Below are 14689 nucleotides of genomic sequence, written 5' to 3' on the forward strand. Positions count from 1 at the left end.
CGCTCCTTCAGACCGACGGCAGCCGCCCCAGGGCGCGCAGCACGTTCTCCGCCGTGGCGGGAGCGGTCAGCTCCACCCGCCCGCCGCAGCCTCGCCCCGCCGCGATGGCGTTGCGCAGGGCCTCGTACACGCTCACGGCCAGCATGAACGGCGGCTCGCCCACGGCCTTGCTGCCGCCCACGTTGTCCTCGCGGTTGGCCTCCGGCCACAGATCGACCCGGAAGTGCGCGGGCACGTCGCCCGTGGCCGGGATCTTGTAGGTGCTGGGCGCGTGCGTGGTGAGCAGCCCCTTGTCGTTCCACACGAGCTGCTCGGTGGTGAGCCAGCCCATGCCTTGCACGAAGCCGCCCTCGATCTGCCCGATGTCGATGGCCGGGTTGATGCTGTGGCCCACGTCGTGGAGGATGTCCACGGCCAGCACGCGGCTCTCGCCCGTCGCGGTGTCGATGGCGACCTCGGTGCAGGCCGCGCCGTAGGCGAAGTAGTAGAACGGCCGGCCGGTCAGGGTGGTCTTGTCGTAGTGGATCTTGGGCGTGCGGTAGAAGCCGTCGCTCCAGAGCTGGATGCGGTTGGCGTAGGCCTGCTGCACCACGTCGTCCCACGCGCGCACGGCCTTGGGCGAGATCACCTGCCCGCCGGCGAAGCGGATGGAGCCCGCGCCGCAGCCGTCGAGCCCGCAGACGAAGGCCGCGAGGTTGTCGCGCACGTGGCGCGCGGCGAACTGCGCGGCGCGGCCGTTCAGGTCGGTGCCGCTCGATGCGGCGGTGGCGCTGGCGTTAGGCACCTTGCCGGTGTCGCTGGCGGTGACCAGCACGCGGGCGAAGGGCACGCCCAGCTCGTCGGCCACGATCTGCGCCACCTTGGTGTGCAGGCCCTGCCCCATTTCGGTGCCGCCGTGGTTCACCTGCACGCTGCCGTCGGTGTAGACGTGCACCAGCGCGCCGGCCTGGTTGAACAGCGTGGCGGTGAAGCTGATGCCGAACTTCACCGGCGTGATGGCCAGGCCGCGCTTGAGCGAGGCGTTGCCCTCGTTCCAAGCCGATATGGCCGCCTGCCGTTGCCTGTAGCGCGCGGACTGCTCCAGTTTCGGTAGCAGGTCGTGGAGGATGTTGTCTTCCACCGCCATCTGGTAGTGGGTGACGTTGCGATCCTGCAGGCCGTAGAGGTTGGCCATGCGCACGTCCAGCGCGTCGCGGCCCAGCGCGCGGGCGATGTCGCCCAGGATGGCCTCGATGGCGATCACGCCCTGCGGCCCGCCGAAGCCGCGGAACGCCGTGTGGCTCTGCGTATTCGTTCTGCAGCGGTACGAGGCGATGTCCACGTGCTCCAGGAAGTAGGCGTTGTCGCAGTGGAAGACGGCGCGGTCGGCCACGGGGCCGGACAGGTCGGCGCTGAAGCCGCAGTTGGCGGCCATGCTGAGCTGCAGGCCCGTGATGCGGCCGTCTTCGCCGAAGCCCACGTCGTACTCGTAGGCGAAGGGGTGGCGCTTGCCGGTGACCATGAAATCGTCGTCGCGATCCAGGCGCAGCTTGACGGGGCATTTGAACTTGTTCGCCGCCACGGCCGCCCACACGGCCAGGTGGCCGGCCTGCGTCTCCTTGCCGCCGAAGCCGCCGCCCATGCGCCGGCATTCCACGCGCACCGCGTGGTTCTCGATGTTCAGTGCGTGCGCCACCCAGTGCTGCACCTCGCCGGGGTGCTGGGTGCTGGAGTAGATCCACCACTGGCGCTGTTCCAGCGGCAGGGCGTAGGCGATCTGGCCTTCGAGGTAGAAGTGTTCCTGCCCGCCCACCTCGAACGCGCCCTGCAGGCGGTGCGGCGCGGCGGCGAGCGCGGCGGCGGCGTCGCCCCGGCGCACGAAGACGGGCGGCAGCACGTAGCTCTGGGCGGCGAGGGCGTCCTGCACTGTCAGCACGGCGGGCAGGGGGGCGATGTCCAGCTTCACCTGGCGCGCGGCACGGCGAGCGCCCATCACCGAATCGGCCACCATCAGGCCCACGACCTGGCCGACGTGGTGCACGCTGTCGGTGGCGAACACGGGTTCGTCGTGCGCGAAGGCGGCCAGCATCTTGTCGCCCGGCACGTCGGCCGAGAGCACCACGCCGCGCACGCCGGGCAGCGCGAGCGCGGCGGTGGCATCCACGCCGTTCAGCCGGCCGTGCGCCACGGGCGAGAGGATGGGCGCGGCGTAGAGCGTGCCCTTCACCTCGGGCAGGTCGTCGATGTAGTGCGCGCTGCCGGCCACCTGGGCGCGCGCGCTCTCGTGCGGGTGCGAGCGGCCCATGGCGCTTTCCGCCACGGGGGAGCGGGGCGGGGGCGGGGCCTCGGCCATGGGGCCTGCGGCGCCTGCGGCGTCGGCCGCGATGGCGACGGGGTGGTCCTCGGCGTCGCGGCTCAGGGGAGCGTCTTCACGCTGGTTCATGCCAGCACCTCCGCGTCGAGTTGGTCGAGAGAGACGGGCTGCTGCCCGCCCTGGGTTTCGAGCCAGAAGCGCTGCAGCAGCGCGCCCAGCACCTCGCGGCGGTAGGCGCCGCTGGCGCGCATGTCGCTGATGGGGTTGAACTCGGCCTGCAGCGCGGCGGCGGCGCGCTCCACCGTGGCGGCGCTCCAGGGCTGGCCGGCCAGCGCGGCCTCGGCCTGGCGCGCGCGTGCCGGCGTAGCGGCCACGCCGCCCGCGCCGATGCGGGCCTGGGCGACGGCGCCCTGAGCGACGGTCAGGCAGATGGCCAGGCAGACGGCGGAGATGTCGTCGTCGAAGCGCTTGGAGACCTTGTAGGCCGCCACGTGCTCGCCCGCCTGGGGCAGGGGCACGTGGATGAAGGTGAGCAGCTCATCGGGCGCCATCACGTTCTGGCGGTAGCCGGTGTAGAGGTCTTCCAGCGGGAGGCGGCGGCTGCCGCGCGTGCTGGCCAGCTCCACCTGCGCGCCCAGCGCGATCAGCAGCGGCATGGAGTCGCCGATGGGCGAGCCGTTGGCCACGTTGCCGCCCAGCGTGCCGGAGTTGCGCACGGGCAGGCCGGCGAAGCGCGCGGCGAAGCGGTGCAGCTGCGGCCAGTGCGACTCGATGCGCGCGAAGGCGTCGGCCAGCGGCACGGCGGCGCCTATCGTGAGATGGTTCGCGGGCTGGCCCGCCTGCTCCGTGATGGTGCGCAGCTCCCGCGCGCGGGTCACGTCCAGCAGGCGGTCGAAGCGGCGGTGCTGCTTGGTGATCCATAGCCCCACGTCCGTGGCGCCGGCCACGATCTGGGCCTGCGGGTGGGCGGCGCGTGCGGCCAGCAGGTCGGCCAGGGTGGTGGGAGCGATATAGGCCAAATCGGGCTCCAGCGCAGATCCATCAAGCGCGAGCAGCTCCAATTGTTGTAGCAGTGCGGCCTCGTCGACCGGCACGCGGGGGAGTTGCTGCATCTGCTGCGCGGCGTCCAGGATGGGGCGGTAGCCCGTGCAGCGGCACAGGTTGCCCGACAGCTCCTCGGCCGCCAGCGCGCGGGTGACCTCGCGGCCCTGGCAGACGTGGTTCTGGTACATGCCGAACAGGCTCATCACGAAGCCCGGCGTGCAGAAGCCGCACTGCGAGCCGTGGCACTGCACCATCGCCTCCTGCGCGGGGTGCAGGCCGCCGCCGCAGGAGGAGGGGATCAGCGGGTCCTCGGCCAGGTCTTCCACCGTCCACAGCGCCATGCCGTCGATGGAGTGCGCCAGGCGGATGCAGCTGTTGACGGCCTGGTAGTGCACGCGCCCGCCGCGCGCTTCGCCCAGCACCACGGTGCAGGCGCCGCAGTCGCCTTCGCCGCAGCCCTCCTTGGTGCCGGTGGCGCCCAGGTCCTCGCGCAGCACTTCCAGCAGGGTGCGGTCGGGGGCGATGCCGGCGAGCTGCACGGGCTGGCCGCGGCGGATGAAGCGGATGGGGCGTGGCGTGGTCATGGGGCCAAGGGTATGCCCTACGCGGGTGGTTTCCAATATGGCCTGGCATATAACCCCGATGCCGCGCGCGCTATGCCGCGTGTACATTGGCGCCCCACGATCTCCCTGCCGCCATCCGGCATATCAAACGGCATATGGCTTGCATGCCCCCCCGCATATGAGAGACCAAGCGCTTTTCGACAAGATCGACCTTCATCTCATCAGGGTATTGCACACCGTGTTGACCGAACGCAGCGTATCGAGGGCCGCCATCCGGCTGGGCATGCACCAGCCGGCAGTGTCGAGCGCGCTCAAGCGGCTGCGCGACCTCTCGGGCGATCCGCTGCTGGTGCGCTCGGGCGCGGGCATGCTGCCCACCGACGCCGCCCTGCGCATGGTGGAGCCGGCCGCCAGCATCCTGCGCGCGGCCGAGGGGCTGTTTTCCGACGCACGCGGGTTCGACCCGCGCACGGGCACGCGCACCTTCCGCGTGGCCGCCAGCGACTACCTGGACCCGCTGTTCCTGCCCCGCCTGGTCTCGCGCATCAAGACCGAGGCGCCGCTGTGCCCGGTGGAGATATTGCCGCTGTCGGCCGACGCCCACTACCACGCCCACCTGGCCCAGGGCGAGGCGGACGTGGTCATCGGCAACTGGCCCCAGCCGCCGGGCGAGCTGCACCTGGGGCGGCTGTTCGGCGACGAGGTGGTGTGTCTGGTCAGCCGAGAGCACCCGGCCGTGCGCCGCGGCTGGACGCCCGAGGAATGGCTGGCGGCCGAGCACATCGCGCCCACGCCCACGCACCCCGGCGCGCGCGGTGTGATCGACGCGCACCTGGACGGCCAGGGCCTGGCGCGCAACATCACGGTACGCTGCGCGCACTTCAGCCTGATTCCCTCCATGGTGGCGGGCAGCCTGCTGGTGCTGACCACGGGGCGCCAGTTCTGCGAGCGCTTCGCCGAGCGCCTGCCGCTGGTCGTGCTGCCCAGCCCCGTCGAATTCCCCCGCCTGCTTTATTACCAGCTCTGGCATGCGCGCTCGCACCATTCGGCGGCGGGCATGTGGCTGCGCGAGTGCATCCGGTCGGTGGCCTCGTCGCTACGAAAAGAGTAGCTGGTTGCGCTTGCCAGATAAGCGTTGGATGCTAATTTCACCCAAAAAACCACCACGGATTTAGGAGACAATCGCAGGCATGAACCCCACATCTCCTCCCGCTTCCGGCGCGCCGCCGCGGCTGCAGCTGGCGGGCATTACCAAGAGATACCCGTCCGTGGTCGCCAACGACGGCATTTCGCTCACCGTGCAGCCCGGCGAGGTGCATGCGGTGCTGGGCGAGAACGGCGCCGGCAAGTCCACGCTGATGAAGATCATCTACGGCGCAGTCAAGCCCGACGAGGGCCACATGCACTTCGACGGCAAGCCGGTGCAGGTGCGCAACCCGCAGGAGGCGCGCGCGCTCGGCATCGCCATGGTGTTCCAGCATTTCAGCCTGTTCGACACGCTGACCGTGGCCGAGAACGTGTGGCTGGGCCTGGACAAGAGCCTGCAACTGGCCGAGGTGGCGCGCCGCATCACCGCCACGGCCGCGCAGTACGGGCTGGACGTGGACCCGGCGCGCCCCGTCTACACCCTGAGCGTGGGCGAGATGCAGCGCGTGGAGATCATCCGCGCGCTGCTGACCGACCCGAAGCTGCTGATCCTGGACGAGCCCACCTCGGTGCTCACGCCCCAGGCGGTGGAAAAGCTCTTCGTGGTGCTGCGCAAGCTCGCCAGCGAGGGCTGCAGCATCCTCTACATCAGCCACAAGCTGCACGAGATCCGGGCCCTGTGCACCGCCTGCACGGTGGTGCGCGCGGGCCGCGTGACGGGCGTGTGCGACCCGCGCGAGGAGTCCAACGCCTCGCTCTCGCGGCTGATGATCGGCGCCGAGCCGCCGGCGCTGGCGCACCGCGAATCCAGCGCGGGCGCCACGGTGCTGCGCACGCAGGCGCTCAGCCTGCCGCGCGTGGACCAGTTCGGCGTGGACCTGTACGACATCGACCTGGAAGTGCGCGCGGGCGAGGTCGTGGGCATCGCGGGCATCTCGGGGAACGGACAGAAGGAGTTGCTCTACGCGCTTTCGGGCGAGGACACGCGTGCCGCGTCCGGCATGGTGCAGATCGGCGGGCAGAACGCCGCGCGCCTGGGGCCGCGCCAGCGCCGCGCGCTGGGCCTGCACTTCGTGCCCGAGGAGCGCCTGGGCCGCGGCGCTGTGCCGTCGATGGGCCTGGCGCACAACCTGCTGCTCACGCGCGGCGACGCCGTGGGCCCCGGCGGCTGGCTGCGCATGCGCCAGCTGCAGGCGCAGGCGCGCGGGATCATCGAGCGCTTCCAGGTCAAGGCGGGCGGGCCGGATGCGGCGGCCAAGTCGCTCTCGGGCGGCAACCTGCAGAAATTCATCGTGGGGCGCGAGATCGGTGCGCGGCCCAGGCTGTTCATCGTCTCCCAGCCCACCTGGGGCGTGGACGTGGGCGCCGCCGCGCAGATCCGCGGGGCGCTGCTGGAGATGCGCGACGCGGGTTGCGCGGTGCTGGTGGTGAGCGAGGAGCTGGACGAGCTGTTCGAGATCTCCGACCGCCTCTACGTGCTGGCCAAGGGGCGCCTGTCGCCCTCCGTGCCGCGCGCCGAGGCCACGGTGGCGCGCATCGGCGAATGGATGAGCGGGCTGTGGCATGCCGACGTGCAGGCCCATCTGGCACAGCAGGAGGTGGACCATGCTCAAGCTTGAGGCGCGTCCCCAGGCCTCGCGGCTGTGGACGTATGGATCGCCGCTGCTGGCGCTGGCGATCACGGTGCTGATCGGCGTGCTGCTCTTCGCGGTGCTGGGCAAGGACCCGGTGCGCGGGCTGCAGGTGTTCTTCTGGGAGCCCGTCAAGTCGCAATACGCGCTGGGCGAGCTGGCCGTGAAGGCCACGCCGCTGCTGCTCATCGCGCTGGGGCTGGCCGTGTGCTTCCGCTCCAATGTCTGGAACATCGGCGCCGAGGGGCAGTTCGTCATCGGCGCGGTGGCGGCCGGCGGCATGGCGCTGCTGGCGGACAAGACCACGGGGCCGTGGATCATCGGCGCCATCCTGCTGGCCGGCGTGCTGGGCGGCATGGCGTGGGCCGGCATCACGGCGCTGCTGCGCGACCGCTTCAACGCCAACGAGATCCTGGTGAGCCTGATGCTGGTCTACGTGGCCACGCTGGTGCTGGGCTACCTGGTCTACGGACCGTGGAAGGACCCGATGGGCTTCAATTTCCCGCAGACCAAGATGTTCGAGCGGGTGACGCAGATGCCCAAGCTGTTCACCGGCTCGCGCGTGACCATCGGGCTGCCGCTGGCGCTGATCGGTGCGGCGCTGCTGTGGGTGTTCCTGTTCCGCACCCGCGCGGGCTTCGCCCTGCAGGTGGGCGGGCTGGCGCCAGCCGCGGCGCGCTACGCGGGCTTCTCGTCGCGGCGCGCGCTCTGGGTGGCGCTGCTGATTTCGGGCGGCACGGCGGGCCTGGCGGGCGCGCTGGAGGTGGCGGGCCCCATCGGGCAGCTCACGCCCTACGTGCCGGCGGGCTACGGCTTCGCGGCCATCATCGTGGCCTTCGTGGGGCGGCTGCACCCGGTGGGCATGGTGTTCTCGGCGCTGCTCATGAGCATGTTCTACATCGGTGGCGAGCTGGCGCAGTCGCGCCTGGGCCTGCCCAAGTCGCTGACCGGCGTGTTCCAGGGGCTGCTGCTCTTCACGCTGCTCGCGTGCGACACCTTGATCGCGTACCGCGTGCGCTGGATCGGCACGAAGGGGGGCCGCTGAATGGAATCCTACGCATTGCTGCTCGGCGCGACGCTGAGCGCGGGCACCGTGCTGGCCATCGCCGCGCTGGGCCTGCTCATCAACGAGAAGGCCGGCATCGTCAACCTGGGCGCCGAGGGCATGATGCTCTGCGCGGCCATCGCGGCCTTCGCCACGGTGGTGCACACCGGCAGCTTCTTCCTGGGGCTGCTGGCCGGCATGGCCGCCGGCGCGCTGCTGGCGGCCATCTTCGGGGTGCTGGTGATCTGGTTCAACACCAACCAGTACGCCACGGGGCTGGCGCTGTCGCTGTTCGGCGTGGGCTTCTCGGCCTTCGCGGGCATCAGCTACGTGCAGGCCAAGCTGCCGGAGACACCCAAGTTCTCCTGGCCGGTGCTGGGCGACCTGCCCATGGTGGGGCAGGCGCTGTTCCGTCACCACCCGCTGGTCTACCTGACCATGGTGCTGGCGCTGTGCATGATCTGGTTCCTCTACCGCACGCGCGCGGGCCTGGTGCTGCGCTCGGTGGGCGAATCGCCCGAGTCGGCCCATGCGCTGGGCTACCCGGTGCGCCGCATCCGCCTGGCGGCGGTGATGGCCGGGGGGGCGCTGTGCGGGCTGGCGGGCGCCTACATCTCCACGGTGTACACGCCGCTGTGGGTGGAGGGCATGGTGGCCGGGCGCGGCTGGATCGCGCTGGCGCTCACCACCTTCGCCACCTGGCGGCCGGCGCGCGTGCTGCTGGGCGCGTACCTGTTCGGCGGCGTGACCATGCTGCAGTTCCACCTGCAGGCCACGGGCGTGCAGGTGGCGAGTCAGTTGCTGTCCATGCTGCCCTACGTGGCCACCATCGTGGTGCTGGCGCTCATCTCGCGCAACCCGGCCTGGATCCGCGCGAACATGCCGGCCTCGCTCGGCAAACCGTTCTATCCCGGCAGCTAACATCGCCGTTTTTATTGATCGAAGAGACAAGCAATGAACGCATTGAACAAACGCTCCCTGTTGAAGGCCGTGGCCCTGTCGGCCGTGACGCTGGCCACGCTGGCCGCCTGCGGCAAGAAGGAGGAGGCGCCCGCGCCCGCTGCGGCACCGGCCGCCGCTCCTGCGGCGGACAAGCTCAAGATTGGCTTCATGTACGTCAGCCCCATCGGCGACGGCGGCTGGACCTTCCAGCACGACCTGGGCCGCAAGGCCATCCAGGAGAAGTTCGCAGGCAAGGTGGAAACCTCCTTCGTCGAGAGCGTGCCCGAGAGCGCTGACGCCGAGCGCGTGCTGCGCGACATGGCCGGCCAGGGCAACAAGCTGATCTTTGCGACCAGCTTTGGCTTCCAGGAATACGTGCAGAAGGTGGCGGCCGACCTGCCGGACGTGAAGTTCGAGCACGCCACGGGCTACAAGCAGGCCGCCAACGTGGCGACCTACGACACCAAGACCTTCGAGGGCGCCTACCTCGCCGGCATCGTCGCGGGCGGCATGACCAAGACCAAGACCGTGGGCGTGGTGGCCTCGGTGCCGATCCCCGAAGTGGTGCGCAACATCAACAGCTTCGTGCTCGGCGCGCAGAGCGTCGACCCGTCCATCAAGGCCAAGGTGGTCTGGGTGAACGAATGGTTCAGCCCGCCCAAGGAGGCCGAGGCCGCCACCTCGCTGATCAACCGCGGCGTGGACGTGATGTACCAGAACACCAACTCGCCCGCCGTGCTCAAGACGGCCGAGGAGCGCGGTGCCCGCGCCTTCGGCAAGGACGGCGACATGAGCGCCTTCGCGCCCAAGGCCCACCTGGGCTCGGCCGTGGTCGACTGGACGCCGTACTACTCCAAGGTGGTCGAGGACACGCTCGCGGGCAACTGGCAGGGCGGCAACTTCTGGTGGGGCGTGAAAGAAGGCGCGATCGACCTGCTGAAGATCGCCGACGACGTGCCCCAGGAAATCAAGGACCGCGTCGAGAAGGCCCGCGCGGGCCTGAAGGACGGCAGCTTCGCCGTCTGGACCGGCCCCATCAAGGACAACACCGGCAAGGAGCTGCTGGCCGCGGGCCAGGTGGCCGATCTGCCGTTCCTCACCGGCATCAACTTCTACGTCGCCGGTGTCGAAGGCAAGGTGCCGGGCGCCGAGGGCAAGTAGGCACGGATTTTGTGTAAGCATATGCAGTCCGGCGCCGCGCCTGGCTGCTCCTCCTCTTCATTTCCCGAAGGAAACCCATGACTGATTTGCACAAACGCTCCCTGCTCCAGATGGCCGCGCTGTCGGCCGTCGCCGCCGCGGCCCTCGTGGGCTGCGGCAAGAAGGAAGAGCCGGCGCCCGCCGCTCCGGCCGAGCCGGCCCCGGCCGCTGCGCCCGCGGCCAAGCCCGAGCCGCTGAAGATCAGCTTCGCCTACGTCGGACCCGTGGGCGACGGCGGCTGGTCCTTCGCGCACGACCAGGCGCGCAAGAAGCTCGAAGCCGAGTTCGGCGACAAGATCCAGACCAGCTACGTCGAAAGCGTGCCCGAGGGCCCCGACGCCGAGCGCGTGCTGCGCGACATGGTCACGCAGGGCAACAAGCTGGTCTTCGGCACCACCTTCGGCTACATGGACGTGATGCAGAAGCTGGGCGGCGAATTCAAGGACGTGAAGTTCGAGCACGCCACCGGCTACAAGACCAGCGAGAACGTGCGCACCTACGACAGCCGCACCTACGAGGGCGCATACCTCGCGGGCATCATCGCCGGCGGCATGACCAAGACGGGCACGCTGGGCGTGGTCGGCTCGGTGCCGATTCCCGAGGTGATCCGCAACATCAACAGCTTCACGCTGGGCGCGCAGAGCGTGAACCCCAAGATCAAGACCAAGGTCGTGTGGGTCAACGAATGGTTCAGCCCGCCCAAGGAGACCGAGGCCGCCACGTCGCTCATCAACGGCGGCGCCGACGTGCTGTTCCAGAACACCGACTCGCCCGCCGTGCTCAAGACCGCCGAGGAAAAGGGCAAGCGCGCCTTCGGCTGGGATTCGGACATGACCGCCTACGGCCCCAAGGCCCACCTGGGCTCGGCCATCATCAACTGGGCGCCGTACTACATCAAGGCCACCAAGGACGTGCTCGACGGCACCTGGGCCACGGGCCAGAGCTGGTGGGGCGTGAAGGAAGGCGCGATCGACCTCGTCTCCATCGCCGAGGACGTGCCTGCCGAGATCAAGGCCAAGGTCGAAGAGGCGAAGGCCGGCCTGAAGGACGGCAGCTTCGTGATCTGGAAGGGCCCGATCGTGGACAACGCCGGCAAATCCGTGCTGGAGAAGGACGCGGCGGCCGACGACAAATTCCTCACCGGCATCAACTTCTACGTCCAGGGCGTGGAAGGCAAGGTGCCGGGCAGCGACAAGAAGTAAGCCGCAGGGCTTTGCTGCCAAAGGCCGCCCGTCTTGGGCGGCCTTTTTTCATGCGCCGATCCGGTCCAGCAGGCTGTACCAGGCCACGCCGGCAGCGATGTAGAAGCGCTGCAGCCCGTGCAGCGGAATGGGCTGCAGCGGCGTGACCGGGAAGGGGCATGCCGATGCCGGCCCGCCCGCCACCAGGGCCGCCACGTGCCTGCCCAGACTCGTCGCCATGGCGATGCCGCGCCCGTTGTAGCCCAGCGCCATGGTGATGCCCGGCGCGGGCTGGTGCAGGTGGGGCATGAAGTCGCGCGTGACGGCGATGCGCCCGGCCCAGCGGTACTCGTATTCCACGGGGCCGAGCTGCGGGAACATCAGCGCCAGCGCGCGTTCGAGGTGCGCGAAGTCCTGCGGCCCCTGCGGATCGGCGAAGTGGCCGCGACCGCCCATCAGCAGCCGGCCCTGCGCATCCTTGCGGAAGTACAGCAGCAGCCGCTGCGAGGTCGAGCCTGTCTCGCCGCCGGGCAGGATGCCCGCACCCGCGGCGCCCAGCGGCCGCGTGGCCACGATGAAGCTGTTGGCCGCGAGCACAGTGCGCGCCAGCCCCGGCCACAGGCCGTCGGTATAGCCGTTGGTGCCCAGTACCACCTGCTGCGCCCGTACGCGGTGGCCTTGCGCCGTGATGGCGACCCAGTGCGTGCCCTGGCGCTCCAGCGACACCACGGGCGAGCCGCCGTGCACCTGTACGCCCAGGCCCTGGGCCGTGCGCACGAGGCCGCGCACGTAGGCCAGCGGCTGGATGCCGCCTGCGCGCCCGTCGAGCCAGCCGCCCGCGAAGGCCGGCGTGCCGATGCGCTCGGCGGCGGCGGCGCGGTCGAGCATCTCCACGCGCACGCCGCGCCGCTCCCACTGCCGGGCGCGTGCATGCATGCCGTCCACGGCCTGCTGCGTATAGCCCACCTGCAGCCAGCCCGCGCGCACCGGGGCGCAGTCGATGGCGTGGCGCGCGATGAGCTCGAACACCAGGTCCGCCGAGCGGGACACGGCGTCGATCAGCGGCTCGGCATGCTCGGCGCCGTAGAGGCGCACGAGATCGTCGGGGTCGTGCTTGAGCGTCGGGTTGACCTGCCCGCCGTTGCGCCCCGAGGCGCCCCAGCCGGGTGCGTGCGCGTCGAGCACGCACACGCGCGCGCCGCTCTCGGCCAGGTGCAGCGCGGCCGACAGGCCGGTGTAGCCCGCGCCGATGACGAGCACGTCGGTGGAGAGCGGGGCATCCAGCGCGGGCGTGTCGGGCGCGGGCGGTGCCGTGGCCGCCCACAGCGAAGGGGCCGCGGGGTGCGAGGCTATCGGGCGGGCGCTCATGCGGCACCTCCTGCCGGGGCGTGCAGCACGCGGCGCAGGAAGTCCTGCGTGCGCGCATGGCTGGGTGCGCCGAGCACCTGCGCGGCGGGCCCTTCCTCGACGATGCTGCCGCTGTGCAGGAAGCACACGCGGTCGGCCACCTCGCGCGCGAAGCCCATCTCGTGCGTCACCACGATCATGGTCATGCCTTCGTCGGCGAGCTGGCGCATGACCTCCAGCACGTCGCCCACGAGCTCCGGGTCGAGCGCCGAGGTGGGCTCGTCGAACAGCATGGCCTCGGGCTTCATGGCGAGCGCCCGCGCGATGGCCACGCGCTGCTGCTGGCCGCCGGAAAGCTGCGCAGGCCAGGCCTGGGCCTTGTCTGCCAGGCCCACCTTGCGCAGCAGCTCCAGCGCCTCGGCGCGGGCCTTGTCGGGCGTTTCGCCCTTCACGTAGACAGGGCCTTCCATCACGTTCTCGACCACCGTGCGGTGCGGGAACAGGTTGAAGCGCTGGAACACCATGCCCATGCGGCTGCGCAGCTTGTGGATGGAAGGCGCGCGGTTGTCCACGCGCTCGCCGAAGGCGCGCACCTCGCCGCCCTGGTAGGACTCCAGGCCGTTGATGCAGCGCAGGACCGTGGACTTGCCCGAGCCCGAGGGGCCGATCAGGCACACCACCTGGCCGCGCTCCACGCGCAGGCTCACGCCCTGCAGCACGCGGTGGTCGCCGTAGGCCTTTTCGAGGCGGTCGATCTCGATCATGGCGTCTTCCTCCCCGCGCCGAAGCGGTGCTCCAGCCGCCGCAGGCCCCAGACCAGCGGCAGGCTCATCGCGAGGTAGAGCAGGGCGACCAGGGTGTACACGGTCATGTTCTGGAAGGTGGACGAGGCGATGAGCTGGCCCGCGCGCGTCATCTCGGCCACGGTGATGGTGGAGACCAGCGACGAGTCCTTGAGCATCATCACCAGCGTGTTGCCGTAGGGTGGCAGTGCGATGCGGAAGGCCTGCGGCAGGATCACGCGGCGCATCAGCAGCGCGGGCCGCATGCCCATGGCCAGCGCCGCCTCGCGCTGGCCCGGGTCCACGGCCTCGATGCCGGCGCGGAAGTTCTCGGCCTGGTAGGCCGAATAGGCGATGCCCAGCCCGATCACCCCGGCCTGGAAGGCCGTGAGCTGGATGCCGATTTCCGGCAGCACGAAGTAGATGTAGAAGAGCTGCACGATGATGGGCAGCCCCCGGATCACGTTGATCACGGTGGATGCGCACACCGAGACCGCGCGCACCGGCGAGAGCTTGCCCAGTGCCAGCACCAGCCCGATCACGCTGGACAGCAGGAACGACAGCACGGTGACCTGCACCGTGACCACCGCCCCCTGCAGCAGGATGGGCAGGAACTCGCGCGCGTGTTGGATGAAGCCTTGCATGGCGCCTCAGATTCCCCATTTCTTCACGATGGCTGCCAGCGTGCCGTCGGCCTTGATCGCGGCGATGGCCTTGTTCAGGCGCTCGCGCGTGGCCGTGTCGCCCTTGCGCACCACGAGGCACACGTCGCCCACGTTCGAGGGCTTGTAGCCTTCGGCCAGCTTCACGCCCTGGAAGGTGTTCTGGCGGATCTGGTAGGCGATGATGGGCTGGTCGCCCAGGCCGGCCTTGATGCGGCCGAGCGCGAGGTCGCGCGTCATGTCGGCCACCGAGTCGTAGCTGCGCACCTCCTTGAAGATGCCCTTCTTCTGCAGCATGTCGATGAACACCGTGCCCACCTGGGCACCGACGATCTCGCCCTTGAGGTCGTCGAGCGAGGCGTAGGCCTTGGCGTCGTCGGCCTTCACGATCAGGCCCTCGCCATACGAATAGACGGGGTCGCTGAAGTCCACCACCTGCTCGCGCGCCGGGGTCTTGAGCATGGCGGCCGAGACGATGTCGATCTTGTTCGAGGTGAGCGAGGGGATCAGCGCAGAGAACACGGTCTGCTGGATCTGGACCTGGAAGCCGCCTGCCTTGGCCACCGCCTGCGCGGTGTCCACCATCATTCCCTGGATGCTGTTGGTCTTCACGTCGAGGAAGGTGAACGGGATGCCCGTCGCCGTGGCCCCCACGTTGTAGGAGGCGGGTGCGGCGCCCTGCGCCGCGGCCAGCGTGACGGCGCCGGCGGCGCACAGGCCCATGGCGATGCGGTGGAGGTGGCGGCGGGTGAAGCGGTGCATGGATGGCTCCTTGTGGCAAGTGAAGGGATGGGCCGCGCGGCGCGCCCGGGCTATGGCGCCTGGGTGCATTCGCGCTTCCCTGGCTTTGCAA

The 14689-nt window shown here is 70.1% G+C and carries 12 protein-coding genes; 6 read left to right on the top strand and 6 right to left on the bottom strand.

Going from position 1 to position 14689, the window contains the following annotated elements; genetic code table 11:
* Window positions 1–7: 7 nt before the first annotated feature.
* Complete coding sequence (gene xdhB / locus AVS7_RS02910; protein ID WP_020227021.1) at window positions 8–2422, bottom strand: xanthine dehydrogenase molybdopterin binding subunit; 2415 nt, start codon at window positions 2420–2422, stop codon at window positions 8–10.
* Window positions 2419–3921: a xanthine dehydrogenase small subunit gene (xdhA, locus tag AVS7_RS02915; RefSeq protein ID WP_020227022.1), complete on the bottom strand. Its 1503-nt coding sequence runs from the start codon at window positions 3919–3921 to the stop codon at window positions 2419–2421. The genes xdhB and xdhA overlap by 4 nt, the downstream gene beginning before the upstream one ends.
* A 157-nt stretch (window positions 3922–4078) precedes the next feature.
* Here xdhA and AVS7_RS02920 point away from each other — a divergent pair, with 157 nt between their 5' ends.
* The 6 genes from AVS7_RS02920 (at window position 4079) to AVS7_RS02945 (ending at window position 11066) form a co-directional block, all read left to right on the top strand.
* Window positions 4079–5011, top strand: coding sequence for a LysR family transcriptional regulator (locus AVS7_RS02920; RefSeq protein WP_034689815.1), 933 nt, complete (start codon window positions 4079–4081; stop codon window positions 5009–5011).
* Between the two features lie 79 nt (window positions 5012–5090).
* Window positions 5091–6665 carry an ABC transporter ATP-binding protein gene (locus tag AVS7_RS02925; protein WP_020227024.1) on the top strand — a complete coding sequence of 525 codons (1575 nt, stop codon included), beginning with the start codon at window positions 5091–5093 and terminating at the stop codon, window positions 6663–6665.
* Window positions 6652–7722, top strand: a complete 1071-nt coding sequence (locus tag AVS7_RS02930; protein WP_020227025.1) for an ABC transporter permease — start codon at window positions 6652–6654, stop codon at window positions 7720–7722. The genes AVS7_RS02925 and AVS7_RS02930 overlap by 14 nt, the downstream gene beginning before the upstream one ends.
* Window positions 7723–8643, top strand: a complete 921-nt coding sequence (locus tag AVS7_RS02935) for an ABC transporter permease (protein ID WP_020227026.1) — start codon at window positions 7723–7725, stop codon at window positions 8641–8643.
* Between the two features lie 33 nt (window positions 8644–8676).
* Complete coding sequence (locus AVS7_RS02940) at window positions 8677–9825, top strand: BMP family ABC transporter substrate-binding protein (protein WP_024000853.1); 1149 nt, start codon at window positions 8677–8679, stop codon at window positions 9823–9825.
* 77 nt (window positions 9826–9902) lie between these two features.
* Window positions 9903–11066: a BMP family ABC transporter substrate-binding protein gene (locus tag AVS7_RS02945; protein WP_020227028.1), complete on the top strand. Its 1164-nt coding sequence runs from the start codon at window positions 9903–9905 to the stop codon at window positions 11064–11066.
* 48 nt (window positions 11067–11114) lie between these two features.
* Here AVS7_RS02945 and AVS7_RS02950 read toward each other — a convergent pair whose 3' ends face one another.
* From AVS7_RS02950 to AVS7_RS02965, 4 genes are read right to left on the bottom strand one after another with little or no spacing between them, the layout of a single operon-like run.
* Window positions 11115–12413, bottom strand: a complete 1299-nt coding sequence (locus AVS7_RS02950) for an FAD-binding oxidoreductase (RefSeq protein ID WP_020227029.1) — start codon at window positions 12411–12413, stop codon at window positions 11115–11117.
* The gene (locus tag AVS7_RS02955) at window positions 12410–13156 is read right to left on the bottom strand and encodes an amino acid ABC transporter ATP-binding protein (RefSeq protein WP_020227030.1); all 747 of its coding nucleotides are present in this window, start codon (window positions 13154–13156) and stop codon (window positions 12410–12412) included. Before AVS7_RS02955 ends, AVS7_RS02950 begins: the two co-directional genes overlap by 4 nt.
* Window positions 13153–13818: an ectoine/hydroxyectoine ABC transporter permease subunit EhuD gene (gene ehuD / locus AVS7_RS02960; RefSeq protein WP_020227031.1), complete on the bottom strand. Its 666-nt coding sequence runs from the start codon at window positions 13816–13818 to the stop codon at window positions 13153–13155. Before ehuD ends, AVS7_RS02955 begins: the two co-directional genes overlap by 4 nt.
* Before the next feature lie 6 nt (window positions 13819–13824).
* Window positions 13825–14598 carry an ABC transporter substrate-binding protein gene (locus tag AVS7_RS02965; RefSeq protein WP_020227032.1) on the bottom strand — a complete coding sequence of 258 codons (774 nt, stop codon included), beginning with the start codon at window positions 14596–14598 and terminating at the stop codon, window positions 13825–13827.
* Window positions 14599–14689: the final 91 nt, after the last annotated feature.

The sequence above is a fragment of the Acidovorax sp. MR-S7 genome, assembly GCF_000400995.2.
Taxonomy (GTDB): domain Bacteria; phylum Pseudomonadota; class Gammaproteobacteria; order Burkholderiales; family Burkholderiaceae_C; genus MR-S7.

Coding starts and splice junctions, on each gene's coding strand:
- xdhB (WP_020227021.1), bottom strand. CDS start 2,422: ATGAACCAGCGTGAAGACGCTCCCCTGAGCCGCGACGCCGAGGACCAC.
- xdhA (WP_020227022.1), bottom strand. CDS start 3,921: ATGACCACGCCACGCCCCATCCGCTTCATCCGCCGCGGCCAGCCCGTG.
- AVS7_RS02920 (WP_034689815.1), top strand. CDS start 4,079: ATGAGAGACCAAGCGCTTTTCGACAAGATCGACCTTCATCTCATCAGG.
- AVS7_RS02925 (WP_020227024.1), top strand. CDS start 5,091: ATGAACCCCACATCTCCTCCCGCTTCCGGCGCGCCGCCGCGGCTGCAG.
- AVS7_RS02930 (WP_020227025.1), top strand. CDS start 6,652: ATGCTCAAGCTTGAGGCGCGTCCCCAGGCCTCGCGGCTGTGGACGTAT.
- AVS7_RS02935 (WP_020227026.1), top strand. CDS start 7,723: ATGGAATCCTACGCATTGCTGCTCGGCGCGACGCTGAGCGCGGGCACC.
- AVS7_RS02940 (WP_024000853.1), top strand. CDS start 8,677: ATGAACGCATTGAACAAACGCTCCCTGTTGAAGGCCGTGGCCCTGTCG.
- AVS7_RS02945 (WP_020227028.1), top strand. CDS start 9,903: ATGACTGATTTGCACAAACGCTCCCTGCTCCAGATGGCCGCGCTGTCG.
- AVS7_RS02950 (WP_020227029.1), bottom strand. CDS start 12,413: ATGAGCGCCCGCCCGATAGCCTCGCACCCCGCGGCCCCTTCGCTGTGG.
- AVS7_RS02955 (WP_020227030.1), bottom strand. CDS start 13,156: ATGATCGAGATCGACCGCCTCGAAAAGGCCTACGGCGACCACCGCGTG.
- ehuD (WP_020227031.1), bottom strand. CDS start 13,818: ATGCAAGGCTTCATCCAACACGCGCGCGAGTTCCTGCCCATCCTGCTG.
- AVS7_RS02965 (WP_020227032.1), bottom strand. CDS start 14,598: ATGCACCGCTTCACCCGCCGCCACCTCCACCGCATCGCCATGGGCCTG.